Source organism: Streptomyces sp. NPDC008121, from assembly GCF_042957155.1.
Taxonomy (GTDB): Bacteria; Actinomycetota; Actinomycetes; order Streptomycetales; family Streptomycetaceae; genus Streptomyces.
Window position 1 is genome coordinate 189,623 of sequence record NZ_JBIBHT010000003.1, and the last position, 15,817, is coordinate 205,439.

Sequence of the window (15,817 nt, forward strand, 5' to 3'; positions counted from 1 at the left end):
GTTCCTCAGACCCCCGCGGGCGTAGCGACGTCGGACAGATCGGCCGGGGAGGCCAGATGGCCCAGTACGGCGGTGGCGGCGGCGACCTGGGGCGAGACCAGGTGGGTTCGGCCGCCCTTGCCCTGCCGGCCCTCGAAGTTGCGGTTGGAGGTGGACGCGGAGCGCTCGCCGGGAGCCAGTTGGTCGGGGTTCATGCCCAGGCACATCGAGCAGCCCGCGTGCCGCCATTCGGCCCCGGACTCCTTGAAGACCTTGTCCAGGCCCTCCTCGACGGCCTGCAGGGCGACCCGGACGGAGCCGGGGACGACCAGCATCCGGACGCCGTCGGCGACCCGGCGGCCGCGCAGCAGGTCGGCGGCGTTGCGCAGGTCCTCGATGCGGCCGTTGGTGCAGGAGCCTACGAAGACGGTGTCGACCTTGATGTCGCGCAGCGGCTGTCCGGCGTCCAACCCCATGTACTCCAGGGCCTTTTCGGCGGCCAGGCGCTCCGAAGCGTCTTCGTACGAAGCGGGGTCGGGGACGTTCGCCGAAAGCGGGGCGCCCTGACCCGGGTTGGTGCCCCAGGTGACGAACGGCGCCAGGGAGGCGGCGTCGATGACGACCTCGGCGTCGAAGACGGCGTCCTCGTCGCTCTTCAGGGTCTGCCAGTACGCGACGGCGGCGTCCCACTCCTCGCCCTCGGGGGCGTGGTCGCGGCCCTTCAGGTACGCGAAGGTGGTCGCGTCGGGGGCGATCATGCCCGCGCGGGCGCCGGCCTCGATCGACATGTTGCAGATGGTCATCCGGGCCTCCATCGAGAGCTTCTCGATGGCGGAGCCGCGGTACTCCAGGATGTAGCCCTGGCCGCCGCCGGTGCCGATCTTGGCGATGATCGCCAGGATCAGGTCCTTGGCGGTGACGTCCTCGGGCAGCTCGCCGTCGATCGTGATCGCCATGGTCTTGGGGCGGGCCAGCGGCAGCGTCTGGGTGGCCAGCACGTGCTCGACCTGGCTGGTGCCGATGCCGAACGCCAGCGCGCCGAACGCGCCGTGCGTGGAGGTGTGCGAGTCGCCGCAGACCACGGTGGTGCCGGGCTGGGTCAGGCCCAGCTGGGGGCCCACGACGTGGACGACGCCCTGCTCGACGTCGCCCAGCGGGTGCAGCCGTACGCCGAAGTCCGCGCAGTTCTTGCGCAGGGTCTCCAGCTGCGCGCGGGAGACCGGGTCGGCGATCGGCTTGTCGATGTCGAGGGTCGGGGTGTTGTGGTCCTCGGTGGCGATGGTGAGGTCGAGGCGGCGCACCTGCCGGCCGTTCTGACGCAGTCCGTCGAAGGCCTGGGGGCTGGTCACCTCGTGCAGCAGGTGCAGATCGATGAAGAGGAGGTCGGGCTCGCCCTCGGCGCGCCGGACGACGTGGTCGTCCCAGACCTTCTCCGCGAGTGTCCTACCCATCGCTTTCCCTCCGGCCGACGTCTACGCCGGCACAACTAGAGACCCGTTTCGCGGGCCGTTGTGCGGCCGCCTCACCAGGGTCACAGGTTCCGGGAGAAATTGAACTTGCGTTTCACAGAGTGAGACGCGAGTATCGTTGCATGGACAACTCTAGCGGCGTGGGCGTTCTCGACAAGGCAGCCCTTGTCCTGGGCGCCCTGGAGTCCGGTCCGGCCACCCTCGCAGGTCTGGTCGCGGCGACGGGACTCGCACGACCCACGGCACATCGTCTCGCCGTGGCACTGGAACACCACCGGATGGTGGCTCGCGACATGCAGGGCCGGTTCATCCTCGGACCGCGCCTGGCGGAGCTCGCCGCCGCGGCCGGTGAGGACCGCCTGCTCGCCACGGCGGGCCCCGTGCTGACGCATCTGCGCGACGTCACCGGCGAGAGCGCCCAGCTCTACCGCCGGCAGGGCGACATGCGCATCTGCGTGGCGGCGGCCGAGCGGCTGTCCGGCCTCCGGGACACCGTCCCGGTCGGCTCGACGCTGACGATGAAGGCCGGCTCCTCGGCGCAGATCCTGATGGCCTGGGAGGAGCCCGAGCGGCTGCACCGCGGCCTGCAGGGCGCCCGCTTCACGGCGACCGCGCTGTCGGGCGTACGGCGCCGGGGCTGGGCCCAGTCGATCGGTGAGCGGGAGCCGGGCGTGGCGTCCGTCTCGGCGCCCGTGCGGGGACCCTCGAACCGCGTGGTGGCGGCCGTGTCGGTCTCCGGGCCGATCGAGCGCCTGACCCGCCACCCGGGCCGTATGCACGCCCAGGCGGTCATCGACGCGGCCGCGCGCCTCTCCGAGGCCCTGCGCCGCACCGGCTGACCGGCCGCCCTCCTTCCGTCCGTCCCGGCCCACCGCTTCAACGCCGCAGCGGTGGGCCGGAGTTGTGTCCGTCGTCGCCGGGACGCGAAGAAGCCCTCCCCCGTAGGGAAGGGCTTCTTCGATGCGTACCCCCGACCGGATTCGAACCGGCGCTACCGCCTTGAGAGGGCGGCGTGCTAGGCCGCTACACAACGGGGGCCTTGCGGATGAGATCCGCGTACGTTGCAGATGAGCTCTGCGAGCTGGCCTACCAGGACTCGAACCTAGAATGACGGTACCAGAAACCGTAGTGTTGCCAATTACACCATAGGCCATGGTGGTTTAAACCAGTACCCCCGACCGGATTCGAACCGGCGCTACCGCCTTGAGAGGGCGGCGTGCTAGGCCGCTACACAACGGGGGCCCTAGCGATCCCGCCCGGCACCGGAGTGCCGAGCGATGTCACCACGTGTTCACCGGGAGCGACCCTGGTGATGCGCAGGATGGATCTGTACCCCCGACCGGATTCGAACCGGCGCTACTGCCTTGAGAGGGCAGCGTGCTAGGCCGCTACACAACGGGGGCTTTTGCGGATGAGATCCGCGGATGCAGATGAGCTCTGCGAGCTGGCCTACCAGGACTCGAACCTAGACTAACGGAACCAGAAACCGTCGTGCTGCCAATTACACCATAGGCCACCAAAACGCGAACCCTTGCGGGATCTTGTTCGGGTTGTGCTCCTCGGGTCCCGGCCTTTCGGCTCGCTCCCCTCGGCGCAGGAAGAACATTACCCGAAGGTCTCCGACGCTCCAAAACGGGTATCGCGCCGCAGCAGCGCGGGGAGCTCGTGCAGGCCGGTGACGCGGGTGAGCTCGGGCCGGCCGCCGATGCCCGCGCGGTCCAGCCAGATGCCGGTGAGGCCCGCCTCCACCGCCCCGCGGGCGTCGATGTCCGGCTGGTCACCGACGTACGCCACCTCGCGCGGAGCCAGGCCGAGGGCGTCGCAGGCCGCGTGGAAGGCCTCGGCGGCCGGCTTGGCGTGGCCGAGTTCGGCGGCGCAGACGACGGCCTCGAAGCGGTCCCGTACCCCCAGCACCCGGAGTTTGCGGTCCTGGTTGAGGATGCTGGAGTTCGACAGGACGGCGTGACGGTAGTCACCCGCCAGCGCGTCCAGGACGGGGACGGCGTCGGGGAAGAGCTCCCAGGCGGATTCGTAGTGGGCGACGTACCGGTCGAACCAGGCGTCGGCCTCGTCGGCGGTCAGGGCGGGAGCGCCGAGGAAGTCCCGCACCCGGTCGCGGCGCTGCTCCCGGAAGTCCACCCCGCCGGCCTCGAAGCGCCGCCAGTGGAGGACGGTCAGCTCCTGCCAACGCCCGAGGGCCTGGTCGACGGAGGCGAATCCGTCGGCCAGGCCCTCGGCCGCGAGGTGGTCGCGCATGCCGCTCAGGTCGGCGCGGGCGTAGTCGAAGAGCGTGTCGTCGATGTCCCACAGGACCGCGCGGATCGGCATGCGGCCGAGATTACGCCGCCAGCTTCGCCAGCGTCGCGTCGATCCGGGCCAGGGTGCGCTCCTTGCCGAGGATCTCCATGGACTCGAAGAGCGGCAGGCCGACCGTGCGGCCGGTGACCGCGACGCGGACCGGGGCCTGGGCCTTGCCGAGCTTCAGGCCGTGCTGCTCGCCGGCGGCCAGGACGGCGTTCTTGAGGGACTCGGGGTCGCTCCAGTCGGCCGCCTCCAGCGCGGCGCGGGCGGAGGTCAGGAGGGCCGCCGGCTCGCCCTTCATGGCCTTGTCCCAGGAGGGCTGGTCGAAGACCGGCTCCTTCAGGAAGAGGAAGTCGACGTTGGCCGTGATGTCCGAGAGGACGGTGACGCGGGTCTGGGCGTGCGGCGCGATGGCCTCCCAGGCGGCGCGGTCGAAGTCCTCGGGCGCCCAGGGGGCGTGCGGGGCCCGGAGCCAGGGCTCGCAGGCGGCGGCGAACGCCTTCACGTCCAGCAGGCGGATGTGGTCGGCGTTGATCGACTCGGCCTTCTTGAGGTCGAAGCGCGCCGGGTTGGCGTTGACGTCGGCGATGTCGAACTTCTCGACCATCTGCGCGAGGGTGAAGATGTCCTGGTCGGCGGAGTACGACCAGCCCAGGAGGGAGAGGTAGTTCTGCAGGCCCTCGGGGAGGAAGCCGCGCTCCCGGTAGAGGTTGAGGGAGGCCTGCGGGTCGCGCTTGGAGAGCTTCTTGTTGCCCTCGCCCATGACGTACGGCAGGTGGCCGAAGGAGGGGATCTCCTTGGCGACGCCCAGTTCGATCAGCGCCTTGTAGAGGGCGATCTGGCGCGGGGTGGAGGAGAGCAGGTCCTCGCCGCGCAGCACGTGCGTGATCTCCATCAGCGCGTCGTCGACCGGGTTGACCAGGGTGTACAGCGGGGCGCCGTTGGCGCGGACGATGCCGTAGTCCGGGACGTTGTCCGGGGTGAAGGTGAGTTCGCCGCGGACCAGGTCGGTGAAGGTGACGGGCTCGTCGGGCATCTTGAAGCGGACGATCGACTCGCGGCCCTCGGCGCGGTAGCGCTCGATGCGCTCGTCGCTCAGGTTGCGGCAGGTGCCGTCGTAGCCGGAGGGCTTGCCGGCCAGGCGGGCGGCGTCGCGGCGGGCCTCCAGCTCCACGGCGGTGCAGAAGCAGTGGTAGGCGTAGCCCCCGGCGAGCAGCTTCTCGGCCACGTCCCGGTAGATGTCCATGCGCTGGGACTGGCGGTACGGGGCGTGCGGGCCGCCGACCTCGTCGGGGCCCTCGTCCCAGGTGAGGCCGAGCCAGCGCAGCGAGTCGAGCAGCTGCTGGTACGACTCCTCGGAGTCGCGCGCCGCGTCGGTGTCCTCGATGCGGAAGACGAACGTGCCGCCGTGGTGCCGGGCGAACGCCCAGTTGAAGAGGGCGGTCCTGACCAGGCCCACGTGGGGGTTGCCGGTCGGGGAGGGACAGAAACGTACGCGGACGTTCGCGTTAGCCACGCTTGATCACCTTGTTGGTGAGAGTGCCGATGCCTTCGATGGTGACGGCGACTTCGTCGCCGACGGTGAGGGGGCCGACCCCGGCGGGGGTGCCGGTGAGGATGACGTCTCCGGGGAGCAGCGTCATGGCCTCGCTGATGTGGACGACCAGGTCCTCGATGGAGCGGATCATGTCGCTCGTACGACCGAGCTGGCGCTGTTCGCCGTTGACGGTGGCCTGGATGGTGAGGTCGCCGGCGGCGGCCGGGTCGAGACCGGTCTCCACCCAGGGGCCGAGCGGACAGCTGGTGTCGAAGCCCTTGGCGCGGGCCCACTGGTTCTCGCGCCGTTGGACGTCGCGGGCGGTGACGTCGTTGGCGCAGGTGTAGCCGAAGACGACGTCCTTGACGCGCTCGCGCGGGACCTCGCGGCACATGCGGCCGATCACCACGGCCAGTTCGGCCTCGTGGTGCAGCTCGCTGGAGAAGGAGGGGTACTCGATGGCGTCGCCGGGGCCGATCACCGAGGTGGTGGGCTTGAAGAAGGCGACGGGCACGTCGGGGACCTCGTTGCCCAGCTCGGCGGCGTGCTCGGCGTAGTTGCGCCCGATGCCGACGACCTTGTTGGGGAGCACGGGCGGCAGGAGCCGGACCTTGTCGAGCGGCACCTTGGTGCCGCTCAGCTCGAAGTCGGTGTACGGGATGCCCTTGATGATGTCGAGGACCAGGCCGCCCGACTCGACGGTTCCCTCGCCCTCGACGGCGCCGAAGGCGACATTGCCGTCGATGGAGAATCTGGCGATGCGCACGAGTGCTGTCGCCCCTCACTTGCTACTGGTCTGGAGTCTGACGCTCCAGGCTAACGCGGTGAGGGGCGCCGGAGGTGAGCCGATGGGGCGCCCGGGCGGCGGGGAACGGGCCGTCGGGGGACGGGCCGGGCGCCGCGGAGGGGAGCCGAGCCGTTACTCTGCGGGCTGGAGGGCCTGCGGCGCCGTCATCAGGATCGTGCGGCGCGGGTTGGCCGTCTGGTTGGGGAGGTCGACCGCGTGCTCCGGCTGGACACCGCGTCCGAGCCGCTCGGCGTCCTCGAGGTGCGCGAGCGTGGTGCGGCGGGGGTTGGCCGTGGAGCGGAGCAGCATCGTCGTCTTCATGGCGGGTGTCGGACCTCTACAGAGTGTGGGCGGATGTAAAGCGTCAGGCTAAACGCCCCTTTCCCTTCGATTACATGCCTCAGACAACGACCCAGGTGTGAGTTTGCTCACCAAAGCGCGGATAAACCCGGCATTACGGACCGCCATCAGCGGCTACGGAAACGGACATTGCGCCACTGAATGCCGTATTCCGCTCCTGATCATCTCGACTGGGACACTCGGCCCGCGTCAGCCTTTGGGGCTAATACGTCCGATTCCTCCGTGATCATGTTCTACATGGGGTGACCTGATGTTCACGGGTTGTCATCCCGTTCGTGGGCCCGGACACGGCCCTTGTTGGAGATCCTGCACTGTGCTGGAATTCCCGCACCGCCGCGGGTTTCAAGCCGGCGCGCAGGGGGCGCAACGCAGCGCCGGGTGAGCGGTGGGGAAGGGGGATCTGCGCCGGTCACAGACGACCACCATGGGGCGCATTCGCGTCCCACGACGCCGACACCGTCTGCTCCGTTCACGCGGAAAGGACGCCTGGTCCAGAGGTTGCGACGCTAGTGCAGGGACGTTTCAAGAGGGATGGCATGGGGTCTCCCCAGGCCCGTCAGGGCCGAGGGGACGCTGCGGCGGAGCAGGAGCGCGCTGCCGGGACCGACCGCGGTTCCTCGGCCCAGCACGCCCAGAACCAGGCGCAGGGACCGGCTTCCGAGAGCGGTGAGGCCACCGCGCGCAAGGGCGCCGCGAAGGCCAAGGGCAAGACGGCCGGCGAGACCGGGGCCGTACCCCCGCTCAAGGCCGAGGTCGACGCCGGGCCGCGAATAGCCCTGCGCAACTGGCGCATCTCGACGCGTCTGGTCGCGCTGCTGACCCTGCCCGTCGTCGCGGCCACCAGCCTCGGCGGCATCCGCATCAGCGAGTCGCTCCAGGACATGGAGCAGCTGGAGCACATGCAGCTGCTCACCGAGCTGACCAAGGAGGCGACGGACCTCGCCCAGGCCCTCCAGGCCGAGCGCGACCTGTCCGCCGGCCCCCTGGCCAACAAGAAGTCGGCCAACGACTACCAGGTCGCCAACCCCCGCAAGGCCACGGACCGGGCCCAGAAGGCGTTCATGGACGCCACCACGGAGCTGCCCGCGACCGAGGGCGACGAGGCGCTGCAGAGCATCCGGCAGAACATCAGCCAGATTGCCTCGCAGGTCGTCGAGATCGGCGGCATCCGCCAGGAGGCCTACAAGCCCGGCGTCGCCCACTCGGTGACGGTCGAGGCGTACAGCCGGCTGATCCGCTCGCTGCTGAGCCTCTCCCAGGACATGGCGCAGGCGACCAGCAACCCGGAGATGATCAAGCGGACCCGGGCGCTCGCCGCGTTCTCGTCCGCCAAGGAGTACGCCTCCATCCAGCAGGCGATCATCGCCTCGGCCCTCCCCTCCAGCGACAGCCGGCCCGGCAAGCTGGAGCAGGGCGACCGCCTCTACGGCTACGCCGCCCAGCGTGGCGAGAAGGTCGAGCTCAAGTCCTTCTCCGCCATCTACGAGTCGGCCGGCGGCGACGCCGACGAGCTGACCGCCTCGCTGACCACCGGCAACCCGTCCATCGACGCCGCCAGCAAGTACGCCGACCGCGTGCTGAGCAACAACACCGGCATGGACGGCCGCACGCCGCGCGGTCACCTGAACTTCACCGACGAGTACGGCACCAAGATCACGGCCATGAACGTCATCGAGGAGACCCTCCTCGGTCAGATGGACACCAAGGCCCGTGAGCTGCGCGCGGAGTCGCAGCGCGACGCGATCATCAACGGTGCCCTGATCCTCCTCGTCCTCGGCGTCTCCCTCGTCGGCGCCTTCGTCGTGGCCCGGTCCATGATCCGGTCGCTGCGCCGGCTCCAGGACACCGCGACCAAGGTCGCCCAGGACCGTCTGCCCGAGCTGGTCAAGCAGCTCTCCGAGGCCGACCCGCAGGACGTCGACACCTCCGTCGAGTCCGTCGGCGTGCACTCCCGGGACGAGATCGGCCAGGTGGCCGCGGCCTTCGACGACGTGCACCGCGAGGCGGTCCGCCTCGCCGCCGAGCAGGCCCTCCTGCGGGGCAACGTCAACGCGATGTTCACCAACCTCTCGCGCCGCTCCCAGGGTCTGATCCAGCGTCAGCTCTCGCTCATCTCCGAGCTGGAGTCCCGCGAGGCCGACCCGGACCAGCTCTCCTCGCTCTTCAAGCTCGACCACCTCGCCACCCGCATGCGCCGTAACGGCGAGAACCTCCTCGTCCTCGCGGGCGAGGAGCCCGGCCGCCGCTGGACCCGTCCGGTCCCGCTGGTCGACGTGCTCCGTGCCGCCGCCTCCGAGGTGGAGCAGTACGAGCGCATCGAGCTGGCCGCGGTCCCGGCGACCGAGGTCGCCGGCCGGGTCGTCAACGACCTCGTGCACCTCCTCGCCGAGCTGCTGGAGAACGCCACCTCGTTCTCCTCGCCGCAGACGAAGGTGCGGGTCACCGGCCACGCGCTGCCCGACGGCCGGGTGCTCGTCGAGATCCACGACACCGGCATCGGCCTCTCCCCCGAGGACCTGGCCGCGATCAACGAGCGGCTCGCCTCGCCGCCCACCGTGGACGTCTCCGTCTCCCGCCGCATGGGTCTGTTCGTGGTCGGCCGCCTGTCCCTGCGACACGGCATCCGGATCCAGCTGCGTCCGTCGGACTCCGGCGGCACCACCGCGCTCGTCATGCTCCCCGTCGACGTCGCCCACGGCGGCAAGAAGCCCGTGCCCAAGCAGGGTGCGGGCGGTCAGGGCGCGATGCCGCAGGGCGCGGGCGCTCCGGGCGGACGCCTGCCCGGCGGTCCGGGCGCCGGTGGCCCCGGCAACGCCGGTGGCGGTCGCCCGGGTCTCGGCGGTACGCCGGCCCCGCGCGGCCAGGTCGGAGCGGGCAACGGTCCGCGGGCCGCGCTGCCCGGCCGTGACGGCGCCCCCCAGGGGCCGGGTCAGGGCCAGGGTGCGAACCAGGGTCAGGGTCAGCGCCCGGCGCCGGCCCCGCAGTCGGCGCAGACCGCGCAGATGCCGGCCGTCTCTCCGGAGCAGCCGCGTCCGGGGGCCGGTGCCGGCGGGTTCGGCGGCGGTGCCCAGCGCGCCATCCCGTCCCGTACGGACGTCTGGGGCGGGCAGGGCAACCCGTCCGGTCCGGGAAGCCAGTCCGGTCCGGGCAACCAGCCCCCGCAGAACCAGCAGAGCCAGCAGAGCCAGCAGCAGGGTCAGCAGGGTCAGGCGCCGCAGGGCGGTGGCCGGGCGGGTCAGAACGGCTTCGCCCGCGCCGAACTCCCCGGCGGCCCGCAGCAGCAGCGCCCCCCGGCGGCGAGCTGGGGCAACGACCCGGCCCAGCCGGTCCGGCGCCCCCAGCAGGAGATGTCCCCGCTGGACGCCCCGCGCGGCCACGACGAGCCGGACACCACGGGCCAGTACGCCCGTCCGCAGGCGCCCCAGGGCCCCGGTTCCACCGGCCAGTTCCCGCGTCCGGACGTGACCGGGCAGCAGCAGGCGCCCCAGGGCTACCAGCCCGCGGGCCAGGACCCGGCGTCCACCGCCGCGTTCCCGCGCCCCGACTTCGGCGCACCGCAGCAGGCGCCCCAGGGCTACCAGCAGCAGGCCCCGCAGGCCCCGGGTCAGCGCGGTGGCGGTTCCGGATACGGCGCCCCGCGCCCGGCCGGCAACCTGCCGCAGCAGCCTCAGCAGAACCAGCAGCAGCGACCGCAGCAGCCCCGCCAGCCGGAGGCGCTGCCGCCGGCCAGCGGATCGGGCGACGGCCGTACGCCGCTGTACGACACGCTGGAGACCAACTGGTTCCACGGCCAGGCACAGGGCGGCCAGCCCCAGGGCCAGGAACCGGTCCAGGGCCAGGCGCCCGGCCAGGGCCGTCCGGACGCCGGGCGGGTCCCCGAGGCCGAGCAGACCATGCAGACCCCGGTCGTCCCGCAGCAGCAGCCGTCCGCTTCCCCGGCTCCGCGGCTCCCCGCCGCGCCGCAGGGTGGCGGCGACGGCGGCCAGCAGGCCGCCGGGCCCGCCTCCTGGCGGACCTCCCCCAATGACGAGTTGGTGCGCCAGGCCGAGCGGGTGCGCAAGCCCGCGGCCGGCGGCGTCACCACCTCGGGGCTGCCGCGGCGGGTGCCGCGCGCCAACCTCGTACCCGGGACCGCCCAGGAGCAGGCCCACGCGGCCGGCCCCCAGGTCTCGCGTGCACCCGACGACGTCCGCGGCCGGCTCACCAACCTGCGCCGTGGCATCCAGCAGGGCCGTCAGGCGGGGAACTCGACCACGGGCTCCTTCCACGTCGGCCCCACCCACCAGCAGGAGCGTTAGTTGAGTGCGATGAGCCAGGCGGCGCAGAATCTGAACTGGTTGATCACCAACTTCGTGGACAACACCCCCGGGGTGTCCCACACGGTGGTGGTCTCCGCCGACGGCCTGCTGCTGGCCATGTCGGAAGGGTTCCCCCGGGACCGGGCCGACCAGCTGGCGGCGGTCGCCTCCGGGTTGACCTCGCTGACCGCGGGCGCCTCCCGGATCTTCGAAGGGGGCTCCGTCGCACAGACCGTGGTGGAGATGGAGCGCGGCTTCCTCTTCCTGATGTCCGTGTCCGACGGTTCCTCGCTGGCCGTGCTCGCCCACCCGGAGTGCGACATCGGCCTCGTGGGCTACGAGATGACCCTGCTGGTCGACCGGGCCGGCAGCGTCCTGACCCCGGACCTCCGTGCGGAGCTCCAGGGCAGTCTGCTCCACTAGGAACAGCCAAGACCGACAGTGCGGTGCGCCCCTCCGCACCGCACTGGGCACACACCCCGTCCGGCCGCCCCATTCGGCCCCCCACCGGCCCCATCAGACGGCAGACTTCTTGCTGTCACGCCCGGAGGATTCATGACCCCGCCCCCCGCCTCTCACGATCCGTACGGCGCCTCGCTCGACGAGTCGTACGGATATGAGGGCGACCAGCCGCTGGTGCGTCCGTACGCGATGACCGGCGGCCGGACCCGGCCGCGGTACCAGCTCGCCATCGAGGCGCTGGTCAGCACCACGGCCGACCCGGCGCACCTGTCCAGCCTGCTCCCCGAGCACCAGCGGATCTGCCACCTGTGCCGCGAGGTCAAGTCGGTGGCCGAGGTGTCGGCCCTGCTGTCCATGCCGCTCGGTGTGGCCCGGATCCTGGTCGCCGACCTGGCGGAGGCGGGCATGGTGGCGATCCACCAGCCGGGTAACGGAGAGGCCGGCGGCACGCCGGACGTGACACTGCTCGAAAGGGTGCTCAGTGGACTTCGCAAGCTCTAGCGGCGGTGCGGCCCGGTCGACCACCAGCGCGAAGATCGTGGTGGCGGGTGGCTTCGGCGTGGGCAAGACCACGTTCGTCGGCGCCGTCTCGGAGATCGACCCGCTGCGTACCGAGGCCGTGATGACCTCGGCCTCGGCCGGCATCGACGACCTGACCCACACCGGGGACAAGACCACCACCACGGTGGCGATGGACTTCGGCCGTATCACCCTGGACCAGGACCTGATCCTGTACCTCTTCGGTACGCCGGGCCAGGACCGCTTCTGGTTCATGTGGGACGACCTGGTCCGCGGCGCCATCGGCGCCGTCGTCCTGGTCGACACCCGCCGCCTCGCCGACTGCTTCCCGGCGGTCGACTACTTCGAGAACAGCGGCCTGCCGTTCGTCATCGCCCTGAACGGTTTCGAGGGCCACCAGCCCTACACTCCCGACGAGGTGCGGGAGGCGCTGCAGATCGGTCCGGGGACGCCGATCATCACCACCGACGCCCGTCACCGCGCGGACGCGAAGAGTGCTTTGATCACGCTCGTGGAGCATGCGCTGATGGCACGACTCAAGTAGGCGACCGTGTACGGCAGTTGTCGTACGCTGCTCTGGGGGCGGTCTGTGTCCTTTGACACGGTCCGCCCCCGCGTTCATAACGTTTCGAAAGAGAATTGGTGCGCGGTGGACACCCGACGCATCCGTTCGGTGCCACTGCGCTCACATGAGCCCCGCAATTTGCCGGGGCTCGCTCTTTATGCCCGTTTTATCTTCGGCCTGGACCGGTGAAAGCGACCGCTCAGAGCTGTTTGGATGGGACCCCCTTCACGTGCTGCAATTCATGAACTCCCGAGTAGTACGGCCCTGAACGAAACACCGGCACAACGTAGGTGCCGACGCCGAGAGGTTGTTGGTCGAGTGAGGCGAAGCAAGGAAAGCTCCGCGGAGCAGCAGGCGCGCGGCAACTTCACGCCGCCGACCCGCGCGGTGGCGTCGCCCGCGGAGGTGCCTGTCACGCCCCCGGCCCCGCAGGGCAGCTCCAGCAAGCTGTCCCCCCGGAACTGGCGTGTGCCCACCAGGCTGAACGCCATTCTCCTCATACCCGTGCTGGTCGGCCTCGTCATGGGCGGCTTCCAGGTGAAGGGGTCCATCGACACCTGGCAGGAGGCGCAGAACGCCGAGAAGACGGCGCTGATCATCCGCGCCGCCTCGGAGTACAGCCAGGCCCTGCTCAACGAGCGCGACCTCACCGCCGCTCCCCTCCTCAAGGCCACCTCGGCCAAGGACCGCGAGAGCGACGAGGTCACGCAGGCGTACGCCGCCACCGACGCCGCCGCGCTGAAGTTCTCCCAGGCCGCCGAGAACATGCCGGAGGGCGAGGGCCTCGAGCGCCGCCTGAAGCTGTTCCAGGACAAGGAGCCGGACCTCAAGAAGCTGCGCGAGGTCGCGTACACCAAGGCCATGGACCCGGTGAAGACCCAGCTCGGGTACGTCGACGTCCAGCACTACCTGATGGAGTTCTCCAACGAGCTCGGGCTCGGTACGGGCAACATCACCAGCTACGGCCGTACCGTCTACGCCATCCAGCTCGCCAAGGCCGCCACGTCGCTGCAGCGCTCGATCGGCACGCACCTCCTCGTGCGCCCCAGCCAGCGGGCCGAGGTCTTCGCCCAGCAGTCGGTGGCGTTCAACTCGTACAACTACCTGGAGAAGATCGCCCTCGGCGAGTACGTCTCCGGTGGCACCCAGGCGGACGTGGACCGCCTGACGAAGGTGATGAACGAGAAGGCCACCGAGGGGGCCAGGAAGCTCGAGGCCGCCGGTCTCAACCCGCCCAAGGGCCAGGACGACGGCTCGGTCTACACCGGTATGGCGGAGGCGATCGGTTCCGCCGAGGACGCCGACGCGATCGAGGACCTGCGCAAGCAGGCCGTCACCTTCGAGACATGGATGGGTGCGGCCACGGCGAAGTTCGACGGCTACACCGAGGTCGAGAAGGAGCTCGTCGACAAGGCCGTGACCGAGGCCGCCGCGATCTCCGACGACGCCAAGACGGACGCCTTCGTCAACGGTGGCATCGTCGTGATCGCGCTCCTCACCGCCTTCATCCTCGCCGGGATGATGGCGCGCCAGATGAGCCGCTCGATGCGCGAGCTGCGCACCGCCGCCTTCGCCATCGCCGAGCAGCGCCTGCCGATGCTGGTCGACCAGCTCTCCCGGACCGAGCCGGGCCGGGTCGACACCCGGGTGCAGCCCATCCCGATCGACTCCCAGGACGAGATCGGCGAGGTCGCCCGCGCCTTCGACCAGGTCCACCGCGAGGCCGTCCGGCTCGCAGCCGAGCAGGCCATGCTGCGGGGCAACGTCAACGCGATCTTCACCAACCTCTCGCGCCGCAACCAGTCGCTGATCGAGGGCCAGCTGACCCTCATCACCGATCTGGAGAACAACGAGGCCGACCCGGACCAGCTGGAGAACCTCTTCAAGCTGGACCACCTGGCCACCCGTATGCGCCGCAACGGCGAGAACCTCCTCGTCCTCGCAGGCGAGGAGCCGGGCCGCCGCTGGGACCAGCCGGTGCCGCTGGTCGACGTGATGCGCGCCGCCTCCTCCGAGGTGGAGCAGTACGAGCGCATCGAGCTCGCCGGCGTCCCGGAGGCCGAGATCCACGGCCAGGCCGTGACCGACCTCGTCCACCTCCTCGCCGAGCTGCTGGAGAACGCCACCACGTTCTCCTCGCCGCAGACCAAGGTCCGCGTCACCGCGACCCGTCTGCCCGACGGCCGCGTGATGGTCGAGATCCACGACAAGGGCATCGGCCTCACCGCCGAGGACTTCGCGGACATCAACCACAAGCTGGCCAACCCGCCGACCGTGGACGCCGCCGTCTCGCAGCGCATGGGCCTGTTCGTGGTCGGCCGGCTGGCCGACCGGCACGGCGTCCGGGTCCAGCTGCGCCCCTCGGGCGAGCAGGCCGGCACGACCTCGCTCGTCATGCTGCCGGACGCGATCACCCACGGTGGCGGCGGCGAGTCGCTGCCGCAGGACGACTTCACCGTCTCGCAGATCATCCCGCAGCAGCAGTCGCACGCCTTCGAGCCGGTGCAGCAGCAGCCGATGCGGACCGCCGCGGAGCTCGGCTTCGACGACTCCCGCTACGACGAGCCCGGGGAGGAGCGCCAGCTCGACCCGGTGAACCGTTCGCTCATGCGCGAAGAGCGCCGTGCGGCCCTGGAGGCACAGGCGCAGGGCGGCGACCGTCCGCTCTTCCGTGACGAGCTCGACTCCTCGCAGCAGGGGTACGTACAGCAGGAGCAGGACCAGGCGTACGCACCGGAGCAGGGATACGGGCAGGAGTACGCGTCCGACTACGGTCAGCCGGCTCATCAGCACGCCGGATACGACTACCCGCAGCAGGGCTACGACGAGTACGGCCAGGCCGCGGGCGACTACGGCCGGTCCGCCGACAACGGCTATACGGAAGCTCCCTATCAGGGTCAGGGCAACGGGCAGGCGCAGTACGACAACGCCTACGACACCCAGTCCCAGCAGGGTGCCTGGCCCGAGCAGGGTGCGTACCAGGGCGGCTACGAGCAGGAGTACCGGCCGGAAGCGGAATCTGCGCCCAGCGCTCCCGCGCAGCCCTCGGAGCGCGTAGGCTTCGACCGTCCGGGTCCCACCCCGAACCCGGCCCCGGACGCCGGGCACGCGCTGACCGACGCCGGTCTGCCGCGCCGAGGCGGCACCGCCGCGCAGGCACCCCGGCCCGCCCAGCAGCCGCTGCCCACGCGGTCGGTTCCGCAGCCGGCGCAGCAGCCGGCCCAGCAGAACGAAGCCGACGGTCCCGAGGAATGGCGCTCGACCAACGACGAGCGCTGGCAGCGGGCCGAGAAGCTCCGCGACCCGAAGGCGGGCGGGGTCACCTCGTCCGGTCTTCCGAAGCGGGTCCCCAAGGCCAATCTGGTCGAGGGCACGGCGGAGCAGACCCCGCAGGGCGGCCCCCAGGTCTCCCGCGCACCTGAGGACGTCCGGGGCAGGTTGAGCAACCTGCGCCGCGGTGTCCAGCAGGGACGCAGCGCGGGAACGGACACGAACGGATCGGGCCTCGGCCCGGGCAGTACCTACAACCAGGAGCGTTAG

11 protein-coding genes and 5 tRNA genes are annotated in these 15,817 nt (G+C 70.8%); 6 read left to right on the forward strand and 10 right to left on the reverse strand.

All coding sequences use genetic code 11. From position 1 onward, the window contains the following. Window positions 1-5: 5 nt before the first annotated feature. Window positions 6-1,430: a 3-isopropylmalate dehydratase large subunit gene (gene leuC, locus ACFZBD_RS11000; protein ID WP_391138911.1), complete on the reverse strand. Its 1,425-nt coding sequence runs from the start codon at window positions 1,428-1,430 to the stop codon at window positions 6-8. Between the two features lie 140 nt (window positions 1,431-1,570). On the opposite strand from leuC, the gene ndgR reads away from it, so the two are divergent. Continuing rightward, the gene (gene ndgR / locus ACFZBD_RS11005) at window positions 1,571-2,287 is read left to right on the forward strand and encodes an IclR family transcriptional regulator NdgR (protein ID WP_366834024.1); all 717 of its coding nucleotides are present in this window, start codon (window positions 1,571-1,573) and stop codon (window positions 2,285-2,287) included. Between the two features lie 126 nt (window positions 2,288-2,413). Here the strand turns inward: ndgR and ACFZBD_RS11010 are convergent. The 9 genes from ACFZBD_RS11010 to ACFZBD_RS11050 form a co-directional block, all read right to left on the reverse strand. After that, window positions 2,414-2,486 (reverse strand) — tRNA-Glu (locus ACFZBD_RS11010). A 43-nt stretch (window positions 2,487-2,529) separates the two neighbouring features. Then, window positions 2,530-2,601 (reverse strand) — tRNA-Gln (locus ACFZBD_RS11015). A gap of 16 nt (window positions 2,602-2,617) precedes the next feature. After that, window positions 2,618-2,690 (reverse strand) — tRNA-Glu (locus tag ACFZBD_RS11020). Window positions 2,691-2,778: 88 nt separating this feature from the next. Then, a tRNA-Glu gene (locus tag ACFZBD_RS11025) sits at window positions 2,779-2,851 on the reverse strand. A 41-nt stretch (window positions 2,852-2,892) separates the two neighbouring features. Further along, window positions 2,893-2,964: transfer RNA gene (locus ACFZBD_RS11030), tRNA-Gln, on the reverse strand. 89 nt (window positions 2,965-3,053) lie between these two features. After that, window positions 3,054-3,776: an HAD-IA family hydrolase gene (locus ACFZBD_RS11035; RefSeq protein WP_391138914.1), complete on the reverse strand. Its 723-nt coding sequence runs from the start codon at window positions 3,774-3,776 to the stop codon at window positions 3,054-3,056. A gap of 10 nt (window positions 3,777-3,786) precedes the next feature. After that, on the reverse strand, window positions 3,787-5,265 hold the full coding sequence (gltX, locus tag ACFZBD_RS11040) for a glutamate--tRNA ligase (RefSeq protein ID WP_391138917.1): 1,479 nt from the start codon (window positions 5,263-5,265) through the stop codon (window positions 3,787-3,789). Then, window positions 5,258-6,052, reverse strand: coding sequence for a fumarylacetoacetate hydrolase family protein (locus ACFZBD_RS11045; RefSeq protein WP_391138919.1), 795 nt, complete (start codon window positions 6,050-6,052; stop codon window positions 5,258-5,260). Before ACFZBD_RS11045 ends, gltX begins: the two co-directional genes overlap by 8 nt. Before the next feature lie 153 nt (window positions 6,053-6,205). Next, the gene (locus ACFZBD_RS11050) at window positions 6,206-6,394 is read right to left on the reverse strand and encodes a hypothetical protein (protein WP_391138922.1); all 189 of its coding nucleotides are present in this window, start codon (window positions 6,392-6,394) and stop codon (window positions 6,206-6,208) included. 575 nt (window positions 6,395-6,969) lie between these two features. Between ACFZBD_RS11050 and ACFZBD_RS11055 the strand changes: the two genes are divergently transcribed. From ACFZBD_RS11055 to ACFZBD_RS11075, 5 genes are all read left to right on the forward strand, one after another. Further along, a complete protein-coding gene (locus tag ACFZBD_RS11055) occupies window positions 6,970-10,731 on the forward strand; it encodes a nitrate- and nitrite sensing domain-containing protein (RefSeq protein WP_391138924.1) in 3,762 nt (1,253 codons plus the stop codon). 9 nt (window positions 10,732-10,740) lie between these two features. Beyond that, window positions 10,741-11,154, forward strand: a complete 414-nt coding sequence (locus ACFZBD_RS11060) for a roadblock/LC7 domain-containing protein (RefSeq protein WP_260228050.1) — start codon at window positions 10,741-10,743, stop codon at window positions 11,152-11,154. 132 nt (window positions 11,155-11,286) lie between these two features. Then, entirely contained in the window at window positions 11,287-11,694 is a 408-nt protein-coding gene (locus tag ACFZBD_RS11065; RefSeq protein WP_391138926.1) for a DUF742 domain-containing protein, read from the forward strand. Next, the gene (locus tag ACFZBD_RS11070; protein WP_158990864.1) at window positions 11,675-12,256 is read left to right on the forward strand and encodes an ATP/GTP-binding protein; all 582 of its coding nucleotides are present in this window, start codon (window positions 11,675-11,677) and stop codon (window positions 12,254-12,256) included. Before ACFZBD_RS11065 ends, ACFZBD_RS11070 begins: the two co-directional genes overlap by 20 nt. 339 nt (window positions 12,257-12,595) lie before the next feature. Beyond that, window positions 12,596-15,817 carry a nitrate- and nitrite sensing domain-containing protein gene (locus tag ACFZBD_RS11075; RefSeq protein ID WP_391138928.1) on the forward strand — a complete coding sequence of 1,074 codons (3,222 nt, stop codon included), beginning with the start codon at window positions 12,596-12,598 and terminating at the stop codon, window positions 15,815-15,817.

Bases quoted from the DNA above. Each gene is read 5' to 3' on its own strand.
- leuC (WP_391138911.1), bottom strand. From the start codon at position 1,430: ATGGGTAGGACACTCGCGGAGAAGGTCTGGGACGACCACGTCGTCCGG.
- ndgR (WP_366834024.1), top strand. From the start codon at position 1,571: ATGGACAACTCTAGCGGCGTGGGCGTTCTCGACAAGGCAGCCCTTGTC.
- ACFZBD_RS11035 (WP_391138914.1), bottom strand. From the start codon at position 3,776: ATGCCGATCCGCGCGGTCCTGTGGGACATCGACGACACGCTCTTCGAC.
- ACFZBD_RS11050 (WP_391138922.1), bottom strand. From the start codon at position 6,394: ATGAAGACGACGATGCTGCTCCGCTCCACGGCCAACCCCCGCCGCACC.
- ACFZBD_RS11055 (WP_391138924.1), top strand. From the start codon at position 6,970: ATGGGGTCTCCCCAGGCCCGTCAGGGCCGAGGGGACGCTGCGGCGGAG.
- ACFZBD_RS11060 (WP_260228050.1), top strand. From the start codon at position 10,741: ATGAGCCAGGCGGCGCAGAATCTGAACTGGTTGATCACCAACTTCGTG.
- ACFZBD_RS11065 (WP_391138926.1), top strand. From the start codon at position 11,287: ATGACCCCGCCCCCCGCCTCTCACGATCCGTACGGCGCCTCGCTCGAC.